The 15,486-nt window shown below is 67.5% G+C and carries 19 protein-coding genes; 16 read left to right on the plus strand and 3 right to left on the minus strand.

Annotated elements, in window-relative coordinates:
* The first annotated feature begins 102 nt into the window (after positions 1–102).
* The 14 genes from IPV10_RS12740 (at position 103) to IPV10_RS12805 (ending at position 10,101) form a co-directional block, all read left to right on the plus strand.
* Entirely contained in the window at positions 103–774 is a 672-nt protein-coding gene (locus tag IPV10_RS12740; protein ID WP_242684950.1) for a hypothetical protein, read from the plus strand.
* On the plus strand, positions 774–1,472 hold the full coding sequence (locus tag IPV10_RS12745) for a glycohydrolase toxin TNT-related protein (RefSeq protein ID WP_207484432.1): 699 nt from the start codon (positions 774–776) through the stop codon (positions 1,470–1,472). Before IPV10_RS12740 ends, IPV10_RS12745 begins: the two co-directional genes overlap by 1 nt.
* Positions 1,472–1,744 (plus strand): hypothetical protein, encoded by a 273-nt coding sequence (locus IPV10_RS12750; protein WP_207484434.1) that lies wholly within the window; start codon positions 1,472–1,474, stop codon positions 1,742–1,744. The genes IPV10_RS12745 and IPV10_RS12750 overlap by 1 nt, the downstream gene beginning before the upstream one ends.
* Positions 1,745–1,757: 13 nt before the next feature.
* Positions 1,758–2,135, plus strand: a complete 378-nt coding sequence (locus IPV10_RS12755; protein WP_207484436.1) for a hypothetical protein — start codon at positions 1,758–1,760, stop codon at positions 2,133–2,135.
* Positions 2,132–3,010, plus strand: a complete 879-nt coding sequence (locus tag IPV10_RS12760) for a hypothetical protein (protein ID WP_207484437.1) — start codon at positions 2,132–2,134, stop codon at positions 3,008–3,010. The genes IPV10_RS12755 and IPV10_RS12760 overlap by 4 nt, the downstream gene beginning before the upstream one ends.
* 154 nt (positions 3,011–3,164) lie before the next feature.
* Positions 3,165–3,881, plus strand: coding sequence for a hypothetical protein (locus tag IPV10_RS12765; protein ID WP_307861127.1), 717 nt, complete (start codon positions 3,165–3,167; stop codon positions 3,879–3,881).
* Between the two features lies 1 nt (position 3,882).
* Entirely contained in the window at positions 3,883–4,521 is a 639-nt protein-coding gene (locus IPV10_RS12770) for a hypothetical protein (RefSeq protein ID WP_207484439.1), read from the plus strand.
* A gap of 126 nt (positions 4,522–4,647) precedes the next feature.
* A complete protein-coding gene (locus IPV10_RS12775) occupies positions 4,648–5,319 on the plus strand; it encodes a hypothetical protein (protein ID WP_242684950.1) in 672 nt (223 codons plus the stop codon).
* Positions 5,319–5,900 (plus strand): hypothetical protein, encoded by a 582-nt coding sequence (locus tag IPV10_RS12780; protein ID WP_207484441.1) that lies wholly within the window; start codon positions 5,319–5,321, stop codon positions 5,898–5,900. Before IPV10_RS12775 ends, IPV10_RS12780 begins: the two co-directional genes overlap by 1 nt.
* Entirely contained in the window at positions 5,900–6,451 is a 552-nt protein-coding gene (locus IPV10_RS12785) for an SMI1/KNR4 family protein (RefSeq protein WP_207484442.1), read from the plus strand. Before IPV10_RS12780 ends, IPV10_RS12785 begins: the two co-directional genes overlap by 1 nt.
* Positions 6,452–6,599: 148 nt before the next feature.
* A complete protein-coding gene (locus IPV10_RS12790) occupies positions 6,600–7,331 on the plus strand; it encodes a hypothetical protein (RefSeq protein WP_207484483.1) in 732 nt (243 codons plus the stop codon).
* A gap of 104 nt (positions 7,332–7,435) precedes the next feature.
* Positions 7,436–7,729, plus strand: a complete 294-nt coding sequence (locus IPV10_RS12795) for a hypothetical protein (RefSeq protein ID WP_207484443.1) — start codon at positions 7,436–7,438, stop codon at positions 7,727–7,729.
* Complete coding sequence (locus IPV10_RS12800) at positions 7,726–9,393, plus strand: alpha/beta hydrolase (RefSeq protein ID WP_207484444.1); 1,668 nt, start codon at positions 7,726–7,728, stop codon at positions 9,391–9,393. The genes IPV10_RS12795 and IPV10_RS12800 overlap by 4 nt, the downstream gene beginning before the upstream one ends.
* Positions 9,394–9,594: 201 nt before the next feature.
* Positions 9,595–10,101, plus strand: a complete 507-nt coding sequence (locus tag IPV10_RS12805) for a hypothetical protein (protein ID WP_207484445.1) — start codon at positions 9,595–9,597, stop codon at positions 10,099–10,101.
* A 17-nt stretch (positions 10,102–10,118) separates the two neighbouring features.
* Here IPV10_RS12805 and IPV10_RS12810 read toward each other — a convergent pair whose 3' ends face one another.
* Both IPV10_RS12810 and IPV10_RS12815 read right to left on the minus strand, forming a co-directional pair.
* Positions 10,119–10,589 carry a recombinase family protein gene (locus tag IPV10_RS12810; protein WP_207484446.1) on the minus strand — a complete coding sequence of 157 codons (471 nt, stop codon included), beginning with the start codon at positions 10,587–10,589 and terminating at the stop codon, positions 10,119–10,121.
* A 53-nt stretch (positions 10,590–10,642) separates the two neighbouring features.
* The gene (locus tag IPV10_RS12815) at positions 10,643–11,632 is read right to left on the minus strand and encodes a malate dehydrogenase (RefSeq protein WP_207484447.1); all 990 of its coding nucleotides are present in this window, start codon (positions 11,630–11,632) and stop codon (positions 10,643–10,645) included.
* 52 nt (positions 11,633–11,684) lie between these two features.
* Between IPV10_RS12815 and IPV10_RS12820 the strand changes: the two genes are divergently transcribed.
* Complete coding sequence (locus tag IPV10_RS12820; protein WP_207484449.1) at positions 11,685–12,566, plus strand: neutral zinc metallopeptidase; 882 nt, start codon at positions 11,685–11,687, stop codon at positions 12,564–12,566.
* Between the two features lie 73 nt (positions 12,567–12,639).
* On the plus strand, positions 12,640–13,611 hold the full coding sequence (pip, locus tag IPV10_RS12825) for a prolyl aminopeptidase (RefSeq protein WP_207484485.1): 972 nt from the start codon (positions 12,640–12,642) through the stop codon (positions 13,609–13,611).
* Positions 13,612–13,694: 83 nt separating this feature from the next.
* Here pip and IPV10_RS12830 read toward each other — a convergent pair whose 3' ends face one another.
* Positions 13,695–15,479, minus strand: a complete 1,785-nt coding sequence (locus IPV10_RS12830) for an aldehyde dehydrogenase family protein (RefSeq protein WP_207484451.1) — start codon at positions 15,477–15,479, stop codon at positions 13,695–13,697.
* Between the last annotated feature and the right edge of the window lie 7 nt (positions 15,480–15,486).

A 15,486-nucleotide genomic window follows, 5' to 3' on the forward strand; every position in this document is an offset into this window, starting at 1 on the left:
GATGGGCTGATCTCCCCATCGCCGCTGCACGACGTTCTCAGTAGTGTCGAGTGCGGAGGTGCGATCGTGGGAATGATGTTGCCGAATGAGCTTGTCTGGGTGATGGAGAAGCTGGGTTTTGAGTGGCCGGATATCGATGAGGATGAGGTGCGCAAGGGGGCGACTCTGGTGCGGGGCTTCGGTTCTGATCTGGAGGGTGTGATCCAGTCGGTCGATCGTCAGATGAGTGGTGATGTCGCGGGGGCGATGCGGGGGCAGGCGGGGCCGGCGACGTTGAGTGCGTGGACGACGAATCGTTCGCAGAATCTGCAGAAGCTGATCGATATCATGCCGCCGGCGGCGGCGGCGATGGATATCGGGGCGGATGCGATCTTCGCGTTGAAGATGAAGGTGATCGTCGATGTGACGACGACGATGATCACGTTGGTGGCGATGCTGACGAATCCGATCACGGCGGTGGGTGCGGGGCCGATGCTGATCATCAAGAAGAAGCTGTTGAATGCGGCGGTGGATATCGCGGTGGAGCAGTTGTTGAATCAGCTGGCGCCGATGGCGATCGAGCCGTTGGCGGAGCAGTTGCCTGCGGTGATCGATGCGATTCTGGATGCGCCGATGGTGGAGGGGCAGGTGGGGGACTCGGATGAGTTCTATGCGGATCTGCAGGCGTTGGAGGATGCGCAGTCGTCGATGAAGCTGCATGGGGCGGATATTCAGACGTTGACGTCGAACTTCTTCTCGGAGTTCTCTGCCCTCGACTTCGGTGGAGATGATTGATGTCCGCGATCAAGCCGATCATGCGGGAGTTGAGACAGGCCGCGCTCAAAGGGTTCGGCGCCGCGAAGGACAAGCTGCATCAGGTGGCCGAGAACATCACCCGCCACGTCGACGAGGTCGTCGCGAAGGTGAAGGGCCAGGACGTGTTCGACGGGCCCGGCGGTTCCGGGTCGGGGTCGAGGCCCCACGGCGGTTCCGACGAGCTGACTCCCCGACCTGAGACACTCGACGCCGAAGGCAACATCGACTGGGATCAGGCGCCGAAAGACGGCTTCGTCCTGGACAACGACGGCAATCCGAAGTCCGAGGATCACTACCCTCAGCCGGGAGATCGATTCGATCGCTACGGCAATCCGCGGGGGTCCTTCGTGTCCCCGATCGGCGAGGACGGGCCGTTCTCCTATGAGAGCCGTTCGATGCCGTACTTCGAGAATCCGAATGCCCGTCATGAGTATGAATGGGTCGCGGAGCTCGGCGACGCCAGGGCCAACTACGACCAGCTCAGCGACTCTGACCGTGAGATCGTCGATCAGGGCCTCGATTACTTCGGGCAGGATGTGAACGATCTCTCGCCCGTCGCGCGGGGCGAGGCCGCAGCCATCCCGGCGTGGAACCTGCCGGGCGGGGCGACGCAGGACAAGCTTCCCGTGAGCGTCGAGATGCTAGATTTGCTCGGATTGATCCGGGAGGTGGATTGATGGACACCAAGGAACTCATGGACATCGTGCATGAGGAGAACCTCGAGACACCGGTGCTGTACGGAGCGGGCAAGCTTCGTGCTGAGGTCGTCGTCCTCGACCGGGACGCATCCGGATGGAAAGTGTACGTCGCCAATGAGCGAGGCGGCGTGATGGGATCCACCCTCGCGACGTTCGATGACGAATCGGATGCGCTCGAGCACGTCCTTCAGAAGGTACGCCAGGGCACGAAATACCATCGGGCGCTCGAAGCGAGGGCCCGCGCCGAGTAGGCCCGGAGCGAGAATGCCACACGATGACCTGACTGCGGACGATGTGCTCGACCTGGTCGGCGAGCATCTCCCCGCCGCGACGCAGGCGCGCAAGAAGTCGGATACTGAACTCGGTTTCGTTCTGTACGACGCGTTCGCAGTGCGCGGCTCGTACGACGACTACGGCCGGGGGAGCTGGGGATTCAGAGTCCTCCTGGGCGGAGACGCATCGGTGTCCAGAGTCCTCGGGCACAGGCTGACGATCCGCGGCACCCGGGACGAAGTGCGAGCAGCGCTCGAGGCCATCGATGGTTACTTGCGTTTGCGGCTGGGTTCCGAGTACCTCGCGGTGTACGAGGTCGCGGCAGGTGTTCGAAGCTCATCAGCTGCTCCTGAGCGGCACGAAGAATGACTGACGACTCCGACTTCGCCGCTGTGCGAGACGGGCTTCGGCTGCAGATGTTCGATGCGACCGAACTGGGCATCCTCGATCTCACGATGCCGAAGGACGAGATGCCGTACGTCCAGTTCGTGGCGGGCGAGCTGTACGTCGGCGTTCGGATGGGTGATGACGGCCCCGCGTCGGTCGCGCAGGTCGAGGGCTGGGGCGTTGCTTTCGCCGACGCGCTGCAGTCTGCGCTCTCATCGACTCCGCCGCTCGAGGTCGACGCAGTGCAAGGCGTGGCAGAGATCACAGAGGAGGAGCAGGCGGCGGCGATCCTGGTGGACCCGTCTCGGGCCGAACGGCTGAACGTCGAGGGTGACCTCGTGGTCACCCGGCTTGCGCAGGCGCACGTGATCGTCACGGGTGCCGACGACGAACGCGGATTCGAGCGGGCGCTGGAGGCGGCCGAGGAGCTGATCCGCACCGGAACACGGCTCGCCAGCATCCATCCGATCGGCAACCCCGGAGCAAAGTGGTTCCCGTTCCCCTGGCGGGAGAGGTTCCCGGCGCTCGCCGAGCGGATCACCCGGGTGACGCGCGAGTTCGGGATCCGCGCCTATGCGGAGCAGAAGTCCGCGCTCGACGCGGGTGAGGTGCGGGTTCTCGAGCCGAAGCTGGAGAGGCTTGACACTGGCGTCACCGTCACGTTCGCCACCTGGCTCAGCGGCACAGCCGCACTCCTGCCTGTGGTCGACAACGTGATCATCGCCAGCAGACAGGGCGCCCTCGGCGTGATGGGATTCGCGGAGTTCATCGAGCAGGCCGGCGACAGAGTCATGCGAACGGAACTCGCACCGATTCGCTATTTCGTATCGGAAGGCCTCGAGCTGTCCGCTTCCTGAAGAACTATCCCGGTCGGAACGACGAGGAGTCCGCCGCAACGTTCGGCGCGAATGACGCTCGGCAAGTGCTTCAGGCGGACTGACGACGGATCCCGTGATGGGCTGATCTCCCCATCGCCCGTTCTCGACCTCCTCGGTAGCGTCGAGTGCGGAGGTGGTCGCCGTGGGAATGATGCTGCCGAACGAGCTCATCTGGGTGATGGACAAGATGGGCCTGGAATGGCCCGACATCGATGAGGACGAGGTGCGCAAGGCCGCCGTCTACGTGCGCGGCTACCGCGACGACATGGAGACCCTCGTGCAGACGGCGGATCGTCGCATCAACGGCGATCTCGCGGTCGCGATGCGCGGTCAGGCGGGCGCGGCCCACGTGGCCGGATGGAACCGTAACCGCTCCGAGAACGTGCAGCAGCTGCTCGATGTCCTCGGCCCGGCATCCACCGGTATCGACATCGCCGCCGACATCGTGTTCGCACTCAAGGTCAAGGTGATCGCCGACGTCACGCTGACCCTGATGCAGCTGATCCCGCTGCTGGCGGCCGGGCCGTTCGGCGCGGGCGGTGCGGCCCTGCTGATCCTGGCACGCAAGAAGCTCTTCTCGATGGCGATGGAGGCGACGCTGGAGAAGGTGATCGACGAGGTGCTGCCCCTCGCGCTCGAGCCGCTCGCCGAGCAGGTGCCGGGCCTCGTGATGGCGCTGCTCGACGCTCCGGTCGTCGAGGACAACATCGGCGACGCCGACGAGTTCTACGCCGACCTCACGGCGCTCGAGGAGGCAGCCGCCGAGATGGACGCGAATGCCGCAGACGTCGAGGAGCTCACGGATCGCCTCCTCGCCGACCTCGCCAACCTGCAGATCTCGGGAGACTGACATGTCGCTGAAGAAGACGATCCGGGACATCATGGATGCCGTCGACGGCGCCGGCCACGAGTTCAAGAAGGGCTTCTCCGGGGCTTTCCGCAAGCGCGGCGGCAAGCACAGAGCGGATGCCGACGCCATCCGCGGCCTCGATCGGCGCAACGCCGACTACAAGCCCAAGCACCGCGGCGACGGCAAAGGGCCCACGTCGCACGCGAAGGACTACGACATCCGTGACGACGTGCGACGCGGGATCGAGACGCTCGGGTACGAGGGGCGGCACCGCGATCCGGACTACGACGCCGCGCGCGACCTCGGCCGGTCGGTCGGCAACGACGTGAGGGGTCTTCCCGGCGACGTACTCGACGAGATCAAGGGCGTCCCGAAGGACGTGCCGAAGCAGATCGTGGAGGAGCTCTACGAGGACGCGATCGGGCAGGACAATCCCGACAAGTACGGCGCGAAGAGCGAGGGCGACATGAGATTCCTCGCGCCGGCCGGCGAGGCAGGAGATCTCAGCGGCCTCAGCCACGCCGAGATCGAGGCCCGCTTCGATCTGGCTCCCGGTTCCCTGGAGGGCGCGAAGGTCGAGATCAAGACCATCCCGGACTCGCGTTTCGTCAGCATCGAGATCAGCGTCCCGGGCGACTGATTCCACCGGCACCCGGGGACGGAACGTGGGAAGTGCTACCCATGGTGTGACCCGCTCTCGGAAAGTACATTCGAGTGCGGAGGTGCGATCGTGGGAATGATGTTGCCGAATGAGCTTGTCTGGGTGATGGAGAAGCTGGGTTTTGAGTGGCCGGATATCGATGAGGATGAGGTGCGCAAGGGGGCGACTCTGGTGCGGGGCTTCGGTTCTGATCTGGAGGGTGTGATCCAGTCGGTCGATCGTCAGATGAGTGGTGATGTCGCGGGGGCGATGCGGGGGCAGGCGGGGCCGGCGACGTTGAGTGCGTGGACGACGAATCGTTCGCAGAATCTGCAGAAGCTGATCGATATCATGCCGCCGGCGGCGGCGGCGATGGATATCGGGGCGGATGCGATCTTCGCGTTGAAGATGAAGGTGATCGTCGACGTGACGACGACGATGATCACGTTGGTGGCGATGCTGACGAATCCGATCACGGCGGTGGGTGCGGGGCCGATGCTGATCATCAAGAAGAAGCTGTTGAATGCGGCGGTGGATATCGCGGTGGAGCAGTTGTTGAATCAGCTGGCGCCGATGGCGATCGAGCCGTTGGCGGAGCAGTTGCCTGCGGTGATCGATGCGATTCTGGATGCGCCGATGGTGGAGGGGCAGGTGGGGGACTCGGATGAGTTCTATGCGGATCTGCAGGCGTTGGAGGATGCGCAGTCGTCGATGAAGCTGCATGGGGCGGATATTCAGACGTTGACGTCGAACTTCTTCTCGGAGTTCTCTGCCCTCGACTTCGGTGGAGATGATTGATGTCCGCGATCAAGCCGATCATGCGGGAGTTGAGACAGGCCGCGCTCAAAGGGTTCGGCGCCGCGAAGGACAAGCTGCATCAGGTGGCCGACAACATCACCAGCCATGTCGACGGCATCGTCAAGAAGGTCAAGGGGCAGGACACCTTCGACGGCAAGCCCGACAAGCCGGACTACTCCGCGACGCCTCACAAGCCCGGAGACGGAGAGACTTCCGGTCCGGTGGTGTTCTACGATCCGAGGAAGGGTGCGACCCCGGAGCAGCAGGCGCAGATCAATGCATATGTCGACGGCAGCAACGACGCGCTGAATGACGGATACCTCGCGCCGAACGGGCGCGTCAGCACGGCAGGTCAGCTTCGCGATGACGCATCGGCCGCAGCGGCGGCGGAGCGGGCGGGCGGCGCCTACAGCGGCCATGCCGGGCATGTTCCGGACACGACGTGGACAGGCCGGCCCGACCCGCACTCATGGCTCGATCTGGATCCGTCGGTGAACACGAGTCTCGGCTCACAATCGCTGCGTTACCCTATTGGCTATCAGCCGACTGAATTCGTCTATGGAGGGTCGTACCCGTCGTGATGGTGATCGAAGACTGGCGTCCGCCCATCGTCGAGATGGTGATGGTGAAGCAGAACCTCGCTGCATGGGACCCGAAGGGCATCTTCCCGAACCATCTTCCTGAGGTCGCGGCGACGGAGGAGTCGATCCATGTCGCAGAGCAGGCTCTTGGCGTCAGGTTCGACCGGGAGCATCGGGGGTTCCTCAGCTTCGCGGACGGCTGGAAGTGCTTCCACCAGAGCATCACGCTCCTCGGCACCACAGAACTCGTCGCCGGACCGCTGCGGGACGCAGCGCTCGAGGCTTTCGAGTACGCACCGGAGCTCCTGGAGGAGCTCGGCCGTTCGACCGAGAGCCTTCTGCCGATCGCGGCGAGCCTCGAGCAGGCGGACGTCTTCGTGATGCTGATCGACGATGGCTCGGTCGGACCCAAGGTGCTCTGGCTTGCCGAGGGCGAGCTCATCGACACCTTCGACAGCTTCGGCCAGTACTTCATCAGCATGATCGAGTACACCAACCGGCGGATCACCAAGATGCAGGAGGAGGCGAAGAAGGCCGGACTCGTCGACTGACCTCCCGGACGGCTCAGCAAGATGGAGGGTCATGCGCAGGCCGGACGCAGCTTTCCGCGCCCGCGTGGCAGTATGTTGCGCAGGGGGTAGCACCGTGACTGATCTGAATCCTGCCTTGGAGCTCGACGACGCCGTTGCGCCGGCCGTCCTGAAGACGCCGGCACCGCTTCATCTGGAGTTCGCCGGGGAATGGCACGATCTGCCTCCGGACCGGCCCTACATCATCGGGCGCGAGGGCGATCTCGAGATCGACGACAACCCGTATCTGCACCGGCACTTCCTCGAGCTGCAGCACCGTGACGGGCTGTGGTGGCTCGCGAACATCGGCGTGCGTCTCGCGGCGACGATCTCCAGCGCCGGTGGCGCCGTGCAGTCCTGGTTGTCACCCGGCGCGCGGATGCCGCTCGTCTTCGAGCGCAGCGTGATCGTGTTCACCGCCGGCCCCGTCACCTACGAGCTGAGCATGCACACCGAGCAGGCCCCGTACGAGGTGTCGCATCAGGTCGAGGCATCCATGAGCGGCGAGACCACCGTGATGCCCGCCAGCTTCACGCCGCTGCAGAAGCAGCTCATGGTCGCCCTCGCCGAGCCGATGCTCCGCCGAGAGGGCGTCAGCATGAACGAGCTGCCGTCGTCGAGTGACGCGGCCAAGCGCCTCGGCTGGACGATGAGCAAGTTCAACCGCAAGCTCGACAATGTCTGCGACAAGCTCGACCGCATGGGCGTACAGGGCCTTCGCGGCGGCCCCGGCAAGCTCGCGACCAACCGGCGTGCCCGGCTCGTCGAGTACGCGGTGACCTCGCAGGTGGTCACCCGCGCCGACCTCCCGCTGCTCGACGACGAGAGTCTGCGCAGCCAGCCGGACCCCGACGGCGACTGATCGCGGTCGGGCCCGCTCACCGGATGGCCGCGCCATGGGCACCCGTGCCCATGGCCGCCGGAGCGAAGCGCCCATAGTCTGGCCCCGGATCGCGAGGGGAACGGATGAGTGACGTCGAGATATTCCGTGCGGAGTTGTCCAGTGCGTCGAGCATGGTCGGCACCGCAGTGCACGCTCTGCTGACCGAGTCCGCCGATCTGGATGCCGAGGATCTCGGCATCCAGAACCCCGCCCATCGCGCACTGCTGCGCCTCGAGGTGGCCCGGCGCCTCCGGGCGCTGCGCTCAGCGGTCTCGGCACATGTCGAAGCGGGCGGGGAACTCGCCGCGTCAGCGCAGCGCGTCGCCGACCGATACACCGATCTCGACGTCGAGCTCACCGGGGTGGAGTCCGGATGACCTTGACATCGCCGGCTCGCGGATACGCCCTCGCCCGGATCGAGGGCGACGTGGGCACCATGGAGTGGTGTTCGCTCCACCTCAGCCGGGTGCACGATCGCCTGGACGACCTGTGCACCTCGGCCACCGCCGCGACCGGCCTGCCGGGAGTGGGACAGGCGGTCACGGCGGTGCGAGGCGAAGGGGGCCGCCTGCTCACGGCGCTCGGTCCCGGAATGAGCGAGGCGACCCTGCTCGCACGGGTGCTCCGGGACTACGCGTCGGCGTGCGAGCTGCATGCGGCCCGCGCCAATGCGCTGATCGACGACATCGAGCGGGCCCATGCCGAATGGGCGCTCCTGGAGAGCGACGCGGCGGAAGCAGATGACGCCGCGAGCATCGCCGTGAGCAGCGGCGACGACGAGGCGATGATCGCCGCGACGCGGGGGGTGGCGAGCGAGGTGATCGACGCCCGCGATCGCGCCGCGGAGGCGCTCTCCGCTCTGTGGACCGAGTACGAAGGCCACTACGCGAGCTGGGACGACGCGTACGACGACGCGCTCACGGCGCTCGCCGGCGGGTCCCCGGTGCCCATGACCGCCGAGGCCAGGAGCGTTCTCGAGAGGATGCTCGGCGCGGAGAGCCCCGCCGAGATCCTCGCGCTGTGGAACGCGCACCCCGAGATGCACGACCAGCTGCTGACTGCTCGCCCTGACATCATCGGAAACCTCGACGGAATCCCCTACGACGTGCGTGCCGAGGCGAACAGGCGTCGTCTCGACTCCATGCTCGCCACGGAGCCGCCCGGGGATCGCCGCGACGAGCTCGCGGCGATCCGCCGCGCGCTCGAGGCGGAAGGCACTCCGAGGCCGAGCCTGATCAGCTTCGATCCGGACGGATCGGCGCAGGTCACCGCGGCGATCGCCCACGGGGACCTCGCGACGGCATCCGACATCAGCACGCTCGTGCCGGGCATGAACGGGAGCGTCGGCGACCTGCACGCGTGGGGTGAGTCGGCACGGGCGCTCAACCGCGCAGTCGGACCCGGATCGGCGACGGTCGTGTGGTTCGGGTATGACACCCCGAACCTGGTCGAAGAGCCGGGCATGTCGCGCGCGGAGGACGGCGCGGCAGCGCTCACCTCGTTCCTTCAGGGCCTGCGCGACGTCGTCCCCGACGCCGAGGTCAACGTCGTCGCGCATTCGTACGGCAGCACGACCGCCGCACTCGCGATCGGATCGGCCGAGGATGGTCTCGGCGTCACGTCCTTCATCGCCGTCGGCTCGGCCGGCTTCCCGAATGAAGACGCCGTCCTCGCGAACCTGAGCGCCGAAGGCGGCCCGCAGGTGTACGCGACGCTGTCGGAGGACGACGCGGTCGCGCGCATCGGACGCGGCACCGCCATCGGACACTCCGTCTCGCCCGAGACGCAGTCCGGCGTCATCGTGTTCGACAGCGATGGGGGTATGGACGGCGGCGGCAGCTCGCTGCCGGCGGCCACCGGTCACGACGCACTCGGACCCGGCGCCTACCTGGAACCGGGGTCGGAGTCGTTCTACAACGTGTCTCAGATCATTCGGACGGGTGAACCGGGAACCGAGCGCGGAGGCGAAGGCAGTACGGAGGGCTTCTGGGATGCGAGCAACTGGTGGATCAGCGACGAGTACGCTTTCATCGACTTCTGAACGGACGGTGGACTGATGCGCGGCGGCATCCGACGTGGACTGATGGTGGCGCTCGCCGCCGGGATGGTGGTGATGGTGACAGGTTGCGGATCTTCGGCCCCGACCGGCGACGGGCTGTACCGGGACGGCGAGGATCGTTACGTCCGATACGCCACGACTATGCACTCGGTGATCATGGCCATTCACCAGGGTGACTGGAGCGTGGAATCGTATGGAGCGTCGCCGATCGCCTGCCGGATCGGGGGCGAGCTCTCCGGGTACGCCTACTCCTGGGTCCGGCTGCTCGAGCCGGACGAACTCGACGTCGACACCGTGGTCGGCGCGGCGACGACGGCGTTCGAGAATGCCGGAATGGAGGCAGAAGTCGCCGCCTTCGGTGAAGGCGAGAGTCAGGAGGTGAACGTCATCGGCACCGGAGGAGCGGTGGGCCGCGGGGTCGTGACGATCCGTCCGTCTCGCGGAGCGATCGAGGTGTCCGCGTCCCCGGGATGCTTCCCCGGCGACGCGGGAGAGCTCTCGGACATGGTGTTCGGCGGACTCGTCTACGAGGGTGCGTCGAGACGCTTCCCGGCGTTCGAAGGCCCCGGCTGGCAGCCGCGCTTCTACTTTCCGGAGCAGGGCAGCCCGATCTACCGCAACGAGGACGGCACGCCGATTCTGCCGCAGCCCGAGACGACCGGGTTCCCGGTGGCTCCGTACGGCTCCTGAGCTGGGGCCTTCGCCGTCTAGCGGACGGCGTCGGCCAGGTGCCTGGCGTTGTGGCTGAGGACCTTGACGATGATGCCGTGACGGCGCAGCTCGGCGACGGTGCGTGCACCCTCCTCGGCATCCCGGCCCAGGGCCTGGATGTTCGCGACGACGAGCACGTCACCGGGCTTCAGCGTCGAGATGAGGCGGGAGAGACGATCGCTCCAGCTCTCGAGGATGTCGGGCGCCGGGTGGCGGAAGCCCTCGATCGGCACGCCGAAGCGAGTGAGGTCCTCGCGCTGCTCGACGACGGACGGCATCCCCTCGCGGGAGACGACGAGACCGACCAGGCGTGAGCCGTCCGGACGGGCGGACCAGAAGTCGCGGTTCTGCTGCAGCTCGGTGAAGCACTTCGGGCACTCCGCGGCCGGATGCGGAAGGTGCAGCGGGCTGGTGAGGGCATCATCGACCGATGCCGTCGTCTTCATGGGATCTGTCGTATCGCTCATCGCGCACCTCCAGCATCCATTCTGCCCTGCTCAGGGGCCGGCCGGTGACCGCTTCACAGCATTCCGAGCGCCCGCACGGCCTCTCGCTCCTCGACCAGCTCGGCGACCGATGCGTCGATGCGCGCTCGCGAGCGCTCGCTGATCTCCAGCCCCTCGACGATGCGCCACTCGCCGTTCTCCGAAGTGACGGGGAAGGACGAGATCAGGCCCTCCGGCACCCCGTACTCGCCGTGCGAGACGACGCCCGCCGACGTCCAGTCGCGTGTGCCGAGGACCCAGTCGCGGACGTGGTCGATGGTGGCGCTGGCGGCGGACGCGACCGAGGAGGAACCGCGCACCCGGATGATCTCCGCGCCGCGCTTCGCGACGCGGGGGATGAAGGTGCTGTCGAGCCAGGTCGGCACGTCGCCGACGATCTGCTCGAGCGCCTCGCCGACCGGCTTTCCGCCGACCGTGGCGTGCGAGACGTCGGGGAACTGCGTCGCCGAGTGGTTGCCCCAGATCGGGACGCGTCGCACGGTGTCGACGGGAACCCCGAGCGCCTGCGCGAGCTGCGCGCGGGCCCGGTTCTCGTCGAGCCTGGTGAGAGCGGTGAAGCGCTCGGCGGGTACGCCGTCTGCGGACGCCGCGGCGATCAGCGCGTTCGTGTTCGCCGGGTTGCCGACCACCGCGACACGCACACCCCGGTCGGCGTTCGCCGCGATCGCCGCGCCCTGCGGTCCGAAGATCCCGCCGTTCGCGGCCAGCAGGTCACCGCGCTCCATGCCGGGACCACGGGGCCGGGCGCCGACCAGCAGCGCGATGTCGCACCCGTCGAAGCCGACCGCCGCGTCATCCGTCACCTCGACGTGCTCGAGGAGATCGAAGGCGCCGTCCTGCAGTTCGAGGGCGGCTCCCTCCGCGGCGCCGAGGCCCTGCGGGATCTCGAGCAGCCGCAGGCGCACCTTCTCGTCAGGACCGAGCATGTCGCCGGCCGCGATGCGGAACAGCAGCGCGTACCCGATCTGTCCGCCGGCGCCCGTGATGGTGATCGTGGTGCTCATGCGTCGAGCCTACGACTGAACACTGCGGCGAGGGGCGGAGTAATCTCATCCCATGACCTTCAATCCGGATGCCGACATCTCGGGCAACACCACCCGCCGCCGCGGACGCGGCGCTGTCGTCGCCGGAGCCGGCGGCGTCGGAGTCCTCGGGATCATCGCCCTGATCGCAGGCCCGCTCCTGGGCATCGACCTCACCGGTCTTCTCGGCGGGGTGACCGACCCGGGCGGCGGCACCGGGACGTCCGGCGGATCCGTGATCGAGGACTGCAAGACCGGGCAGGACGCGAACGAGGACGTCGACTGCCGCATGGCGGGCGCGCAGGTCGCCCTCGACGCCTTCTGGGGCGAGAACATGGAAGGCTACCGGGCGCCGCAGCTCACGGTCGTCGACGGCTCCACCCCGACGCAGTGCGGCACGGCATCCAACGCGGTCGGCCCGTTCTACTGCCCGCCCGAGGAAGGCGTCTACCTCGACCCGACGTTCTTCTCGCTCATGCAGCAGCAGTTCGGAGCATCCGCCGGTGACCTCGCGCAGCTGTACATCGTGGCGCACGAGTGGGGTCACCACATCCAGAACATCACGGGGACGATGCGCGACTACCCGAACAACGGCACAGGTCCAGACAGCAACGGCGTGCGCATGGAGCTGCAGGCCGACTGTTACGCCGGCGCCTGGATCGGGCGCATGACGGAGGAGACGGATGCCGACGGCGACCCGTACCTGCTGAAGCCGACCGACGCGCAGCTGGATGACGCGCTCAACGCCGCGTTCACGGTCGGCGACGACCACATCCAGGAGCAGTCGGGCTTCGTGAACCCGGAGAGCTTCACGCACGGTTCGAGCGACCAGCGGAAGTTCTGGTTCGCGAACGGCTACAAGAACGGACTCGGTGTCTGCGCCCAGCCGTTCACGCTCCCCGGAGACCAGCTGTAAGGCGTCGTGTCGGCGATTCCGGAACCGTCGCGCTAGCGTTGAGCCAGTGGTGATCGCAGTGACCGGGGGATCGATGACGATGAGACTGGATGAGCTCTATCCGCAGACCGAGCCGTATGAAGAGGGCAGCCTGCTGGTCGGAGACGGCCATCGGGTGCACTGGGAGATCAGCGGGAATCCGGAGGGGAAGCCGGTCGTCTTCCTGCACGGCGGCCCCGGTGGAGGGACGTCTCCCTGGCACCGGCGCTTCTTCGATCCGGAGCGGTATCGCATCGTGCTGCTCGATCAGCGTGGCTGTGGTCGCAGCACCCCGCACGCGAGCGAGCCGGACGCCGACCTGCGATTCGTCACGACTGCGCACCTGATCGCCGACATCGAGCTGCTGCGAAAGAACCTCGGGATCGAGAGGTGGCAGGTCTTCGGCGGCTCCTGGGGGAGCGCGCTGGCTCTCGCGTATGCGCAGGCCCATCCGGATGCCGTCACCGAACTCATCCTCCGCGGCATCTTCACGCTGCGCCGCGAGGAGCTGGAGTGGTTCTACGAGGGTGGCGCCGCGGCGCTCTTCCCCGACCTGTGGGAGGACTTCATCGCGCCCATCCCGGTGCTGGAGCGCAACCGGATGATCGAGGCGTACCACCGGCGCCTGTTCGACCCCGACCCCGCCGTGCACGTGCCGGCCGCCGTCGCATGGTCGACCTGGGAGTCGTCGACCGTGACGCTCGAGCCGGATGCCGCTCAGATCGCCGCGATGGCCGACCCTCGCACGGCGACGGCCTTCGCACGCATCGAGAATCACTTCTTCGTCCATCGGGGCTGGTGGGAGGAGGGGCAGCTGATCGCCGGGGTCGACGGCATCCGCCATATCCCCGCCGTGATCGTGCAGGGGCGTCACGATGTGTGCACGCCGATGATGACCGCGTGGGATCTGCACCGCGCCTGGCCCGAGGCCGAGCTCGTCGTGGTCGACGATGCAGGGCACTCCGCGGCCGAACCCGGCATCCAGCGCGCGCTGCGCGCAGCCACCGATCGCTTCGCCCCCCGCTGACCCACTCACCAAGACCGTCTGTTTGCGTCGAACGCATGCTCCGGAGGCCCGGGAGCATGCATCAGACGCAAACAGACGGGTGGTCAGGCGCGGAGCGCCTCCAGCAACGTGCGGACGAGACCGGGTACGCCGCCGGTCGCGCGGAAGCGCGTGAGGCCCTCGCTCACCTCCGCGCCGGTGCGCGCCGACACGAACCACGGCGGCTTCGGGAGGATCGTGATCCGCCCTCGGTCCTTCGACCGGGTGAGGACCCCGCCGATCCATCGCGGCAGCGGCCGGAACGGGCCGCGGACCACTGAGCGCTCGACGCTGTCGAGCAGCAGCGCGTTGTGAACGACGCCGATGCCGCTGCCGACGTCCTCGATCGTGCCGCCGGGGAATGCACCCCAGGTGACCGTCGGGAGGATGAACCCCAGCGCGGTCCAGGTGTTGATCGCGATCGAGCCGTAGCGGAGCGCGGCGATCGACCGCTCGAAACCGGATCCGAGCGACCTCTCCGTCGCCGGGTCGATCAGCAGGTTCGCGCCGAGCGTGCCCTGCAGCTCATCGTTGGCGTAGGCGACCGCGGCGTCGAGGAACTGCTGGCCGGTGCCCGTCAGGGAGACCACGCCGAGCACAGGTGCGAAGTACTCGGTGCTCTGGAGAGCATCCGCATCGTCGCTCCCGTCGATCTCGACGAGGAGGCGATCGCCCAGCGTCAGCGCATCGGGGTACGCATCGCTCGCCTGCTGCATCCGCGAAGTCGATCCGGGGTACCAGATGGGACGCTCAGGCGCCGTCGCATAGGCGCGACGGAGCGCGGCGCGGAAGGCCTCAGCCTGCGCCCAATCCGCCGACATGATCACGACCTGCCCCGCGATGCAGTTGTGCCCGGCGTTCTGCAGGCGCATCGTGGCGATGTGCTCGGCCTGGTGGGTGATGTCGGCATCCGTCCACTCGCCGGGAACGACGATGATCGGCGACACCCCTCCGAGCTCGGCGGTGATCGGCTTCTTCAGCTGCGGGCGGCCTTCGCGGCGACGCCGCTTCGCGGGGGCGCCGGCGCCCCACACGATCGCGTCGAAGGTCGCGCCCGAACCGGTGATGTGCACGTGGACGAGATCAGGGTGGCCGGTGAGATGGGCGCCGACGGCCGGGCCGCCGCGCACGATGCGAAGGAAGCCCGGCTCGATGAGCGGAGCGAGGGCCCGCTTGTAGACCGGCACCAGAGCATCCTGGGTCGGGTTGACCTTGAGCAGCGCGGTGCGGTTGTGCGCGAGGAGCTCGTAGAGAACGTCGAGCACCGGGATCGACGTCACGTTGCCCGCGCCCAGCACGAGCCCGACGCCTCCGGAGGCGTTCGGGGTCCGCTGCGCGAGCCCTGCACCGGCGCGTGCGCCGTTCGGCGTGATGCCCGGTGTCAGCCAGACCTCGCCGGTGAACCCGGAGAGCAGGAACCGGTCGATGCCCGTGAGCGGGAAGGCGTGCACGCGCGTGCGGCCGCCGGGTGCACGGTCGATGCGGATGCCGTCGAGCGGGTTCCGGCCGCTCGCGAGGCGCGAGAGCGTCTCGATGTAGGCGTCGAGCGCTCCGAGCACGCTGTAGGGGCCGCTGAGCCACTCCTCGCCGCGGAGCGGGTGGCGGCCGTCGAGCCCCTTCGAGGAGGCGGCGGTGTTCGCCCAGTCCTCCGTGGTCGCCGCCACGCTCGCGCGCACGGACTGCAACAGCGTGACGCGCTGCGCGAGGGTCAGCGCAGACCAGACCGCGGCGCCGGTCTGCAGATCGCCGACCGCCGCGTCGAGACGCTCGCGCTCACCCTCGGGCAGTTCCGGCGCCTTGGCGGAGGCCGCGGCGCCCTTCGAGGTGGCGGGTGTGGTCGCAGAAGTCATCGGCGTC

Source organism: Microbacterium sp. SD291, assembly GCF_017355365.1.
In the GTDB taxonomy this organism is placed as follows: domain Bacteria; phylum Actinomycetota; class Actinomycetes; order Actinomycetales; family Microbacteriaceae; genus Microbacterium.

What these genes read in the sequence shown, in the direction of transcription:
- IPV10_RS12740 (WP_242684950.1), top strand. Translation starts at nt 103, where the DNA reads ATGGAGAAGCTGGGTTTTGAGTGGCCGGATATCGATGAGGATGAGGTG.
- IPV10_RS12745 (WP_207484432.1), top strand. Translation starts at nt 774, where the DNA reads ATGTCCGCGATCAAGCCGATCATGCGGGAGTTGAGACAGGCCGCGCTC.
- IPV10_RS12750 (WP_207484434.1), top strand. Translation starts at nt 1,472, where the DNA reads ATGGACACCAAGGAACTCATGGACATCGTGCATGAGGAGAACCTCGAG.
- IPV10_RS12755 (WP_207484436.1), top strand. Translation starts at nt 1,758, where the DNA reads ATGCCACACGATGACCTGACTGCGGACGATGTGCTCGACCTGGTCGGC.
- IPV10_RS12760 (WP_207484437.1), top strand. Translation starts at nt 2,132, where the DNA reads ATGACTGACGACTCCGACTTCGCCGCTGTGCGAGACGGGCTTCGGCTG.
- IPV10_RS12770 (WP_207484439.1), top strand. Translation starts at nt 3,883, where the DNA reads ATGTCGCTGAAGAAGACGATCCGGGACATCATGGATGCCGTCGACGGC.
- IPV10_RS12775 (WP_242684950.1), top strand. Translation starts at nt 4,648, where the DNA reads ATGGAGAAGCTGGGTTTTGAGTGGCCGGATATCGATGAGGATGAGGTG.
- IPV10_RS12780 (WP_207484441.1), top strand. Translation starts at nt 5,319, where the DNA reads ATGTCCGCGATCAAGCCGATCATGCGGGAGTTGAGACAGGCCGCGCTC.
- IPV10_RS12785 (WP_207484442.1), top strand. Translation starts at nt 5,900, where the DNA reads ATGGTGATCGAAGACTGGCGTCCGCCCATCGTCGAGATGGTGATGGTG.
- IPV10_RS12795 (WP_207484443.1), top strand. Translation starts at nt 7,436, where the DNA reads ATGAGTGACGTCGAGATATTCCGTGCGGAGTTGTCCAGTGCGTCGAGC.
- IPV10_RS12800 (WP_207484444.1), top strand. Translation starts at nt 7,726, where the DNA reads ATGACCTTGACATCGCCGGCTCGCGGATACGCCCTCGCCCGGATCGAG.
- IPV10_RS12810 (WP_207484446.1), bottom strand. Translation starts at nt 10,589, where the DNA reads ATGAGCGATACGACAGATCCCATGAAGACGACGGCATCGGTCGATGAT.
- IPV10_RS12815 (WP_207484447.1), bottom strand. Translation starts at nt 11,632, where the DNA reads ATGAGCACCACGATCACCATCACGGGCGCCGGCGGACAGATCGGGTAC.
- IPV10_RS12820 (WP_207484449.1), top strand. Translation starts at nt 11,685, where the DNA reads ATGACCTTCAATCCGGATGCCGACATCTCGGGCAACACCACCCGCCGC.
- pip (WP_207484485.1), top strand. Translation starts at nt 12,640, where the DNA reads ATGACGATGAGACTGGATGAGCTCTATCCGCAGACCGAGCCGTATGAA.
- IPV10_RS12830 (WP_207484451.1), bottom strand. Translation starts at nt 15,479, where the DNA reads ATGACTTCTGCGACCACACCCGCCACCTCGAAGGGCGCCGCGGCCTCC.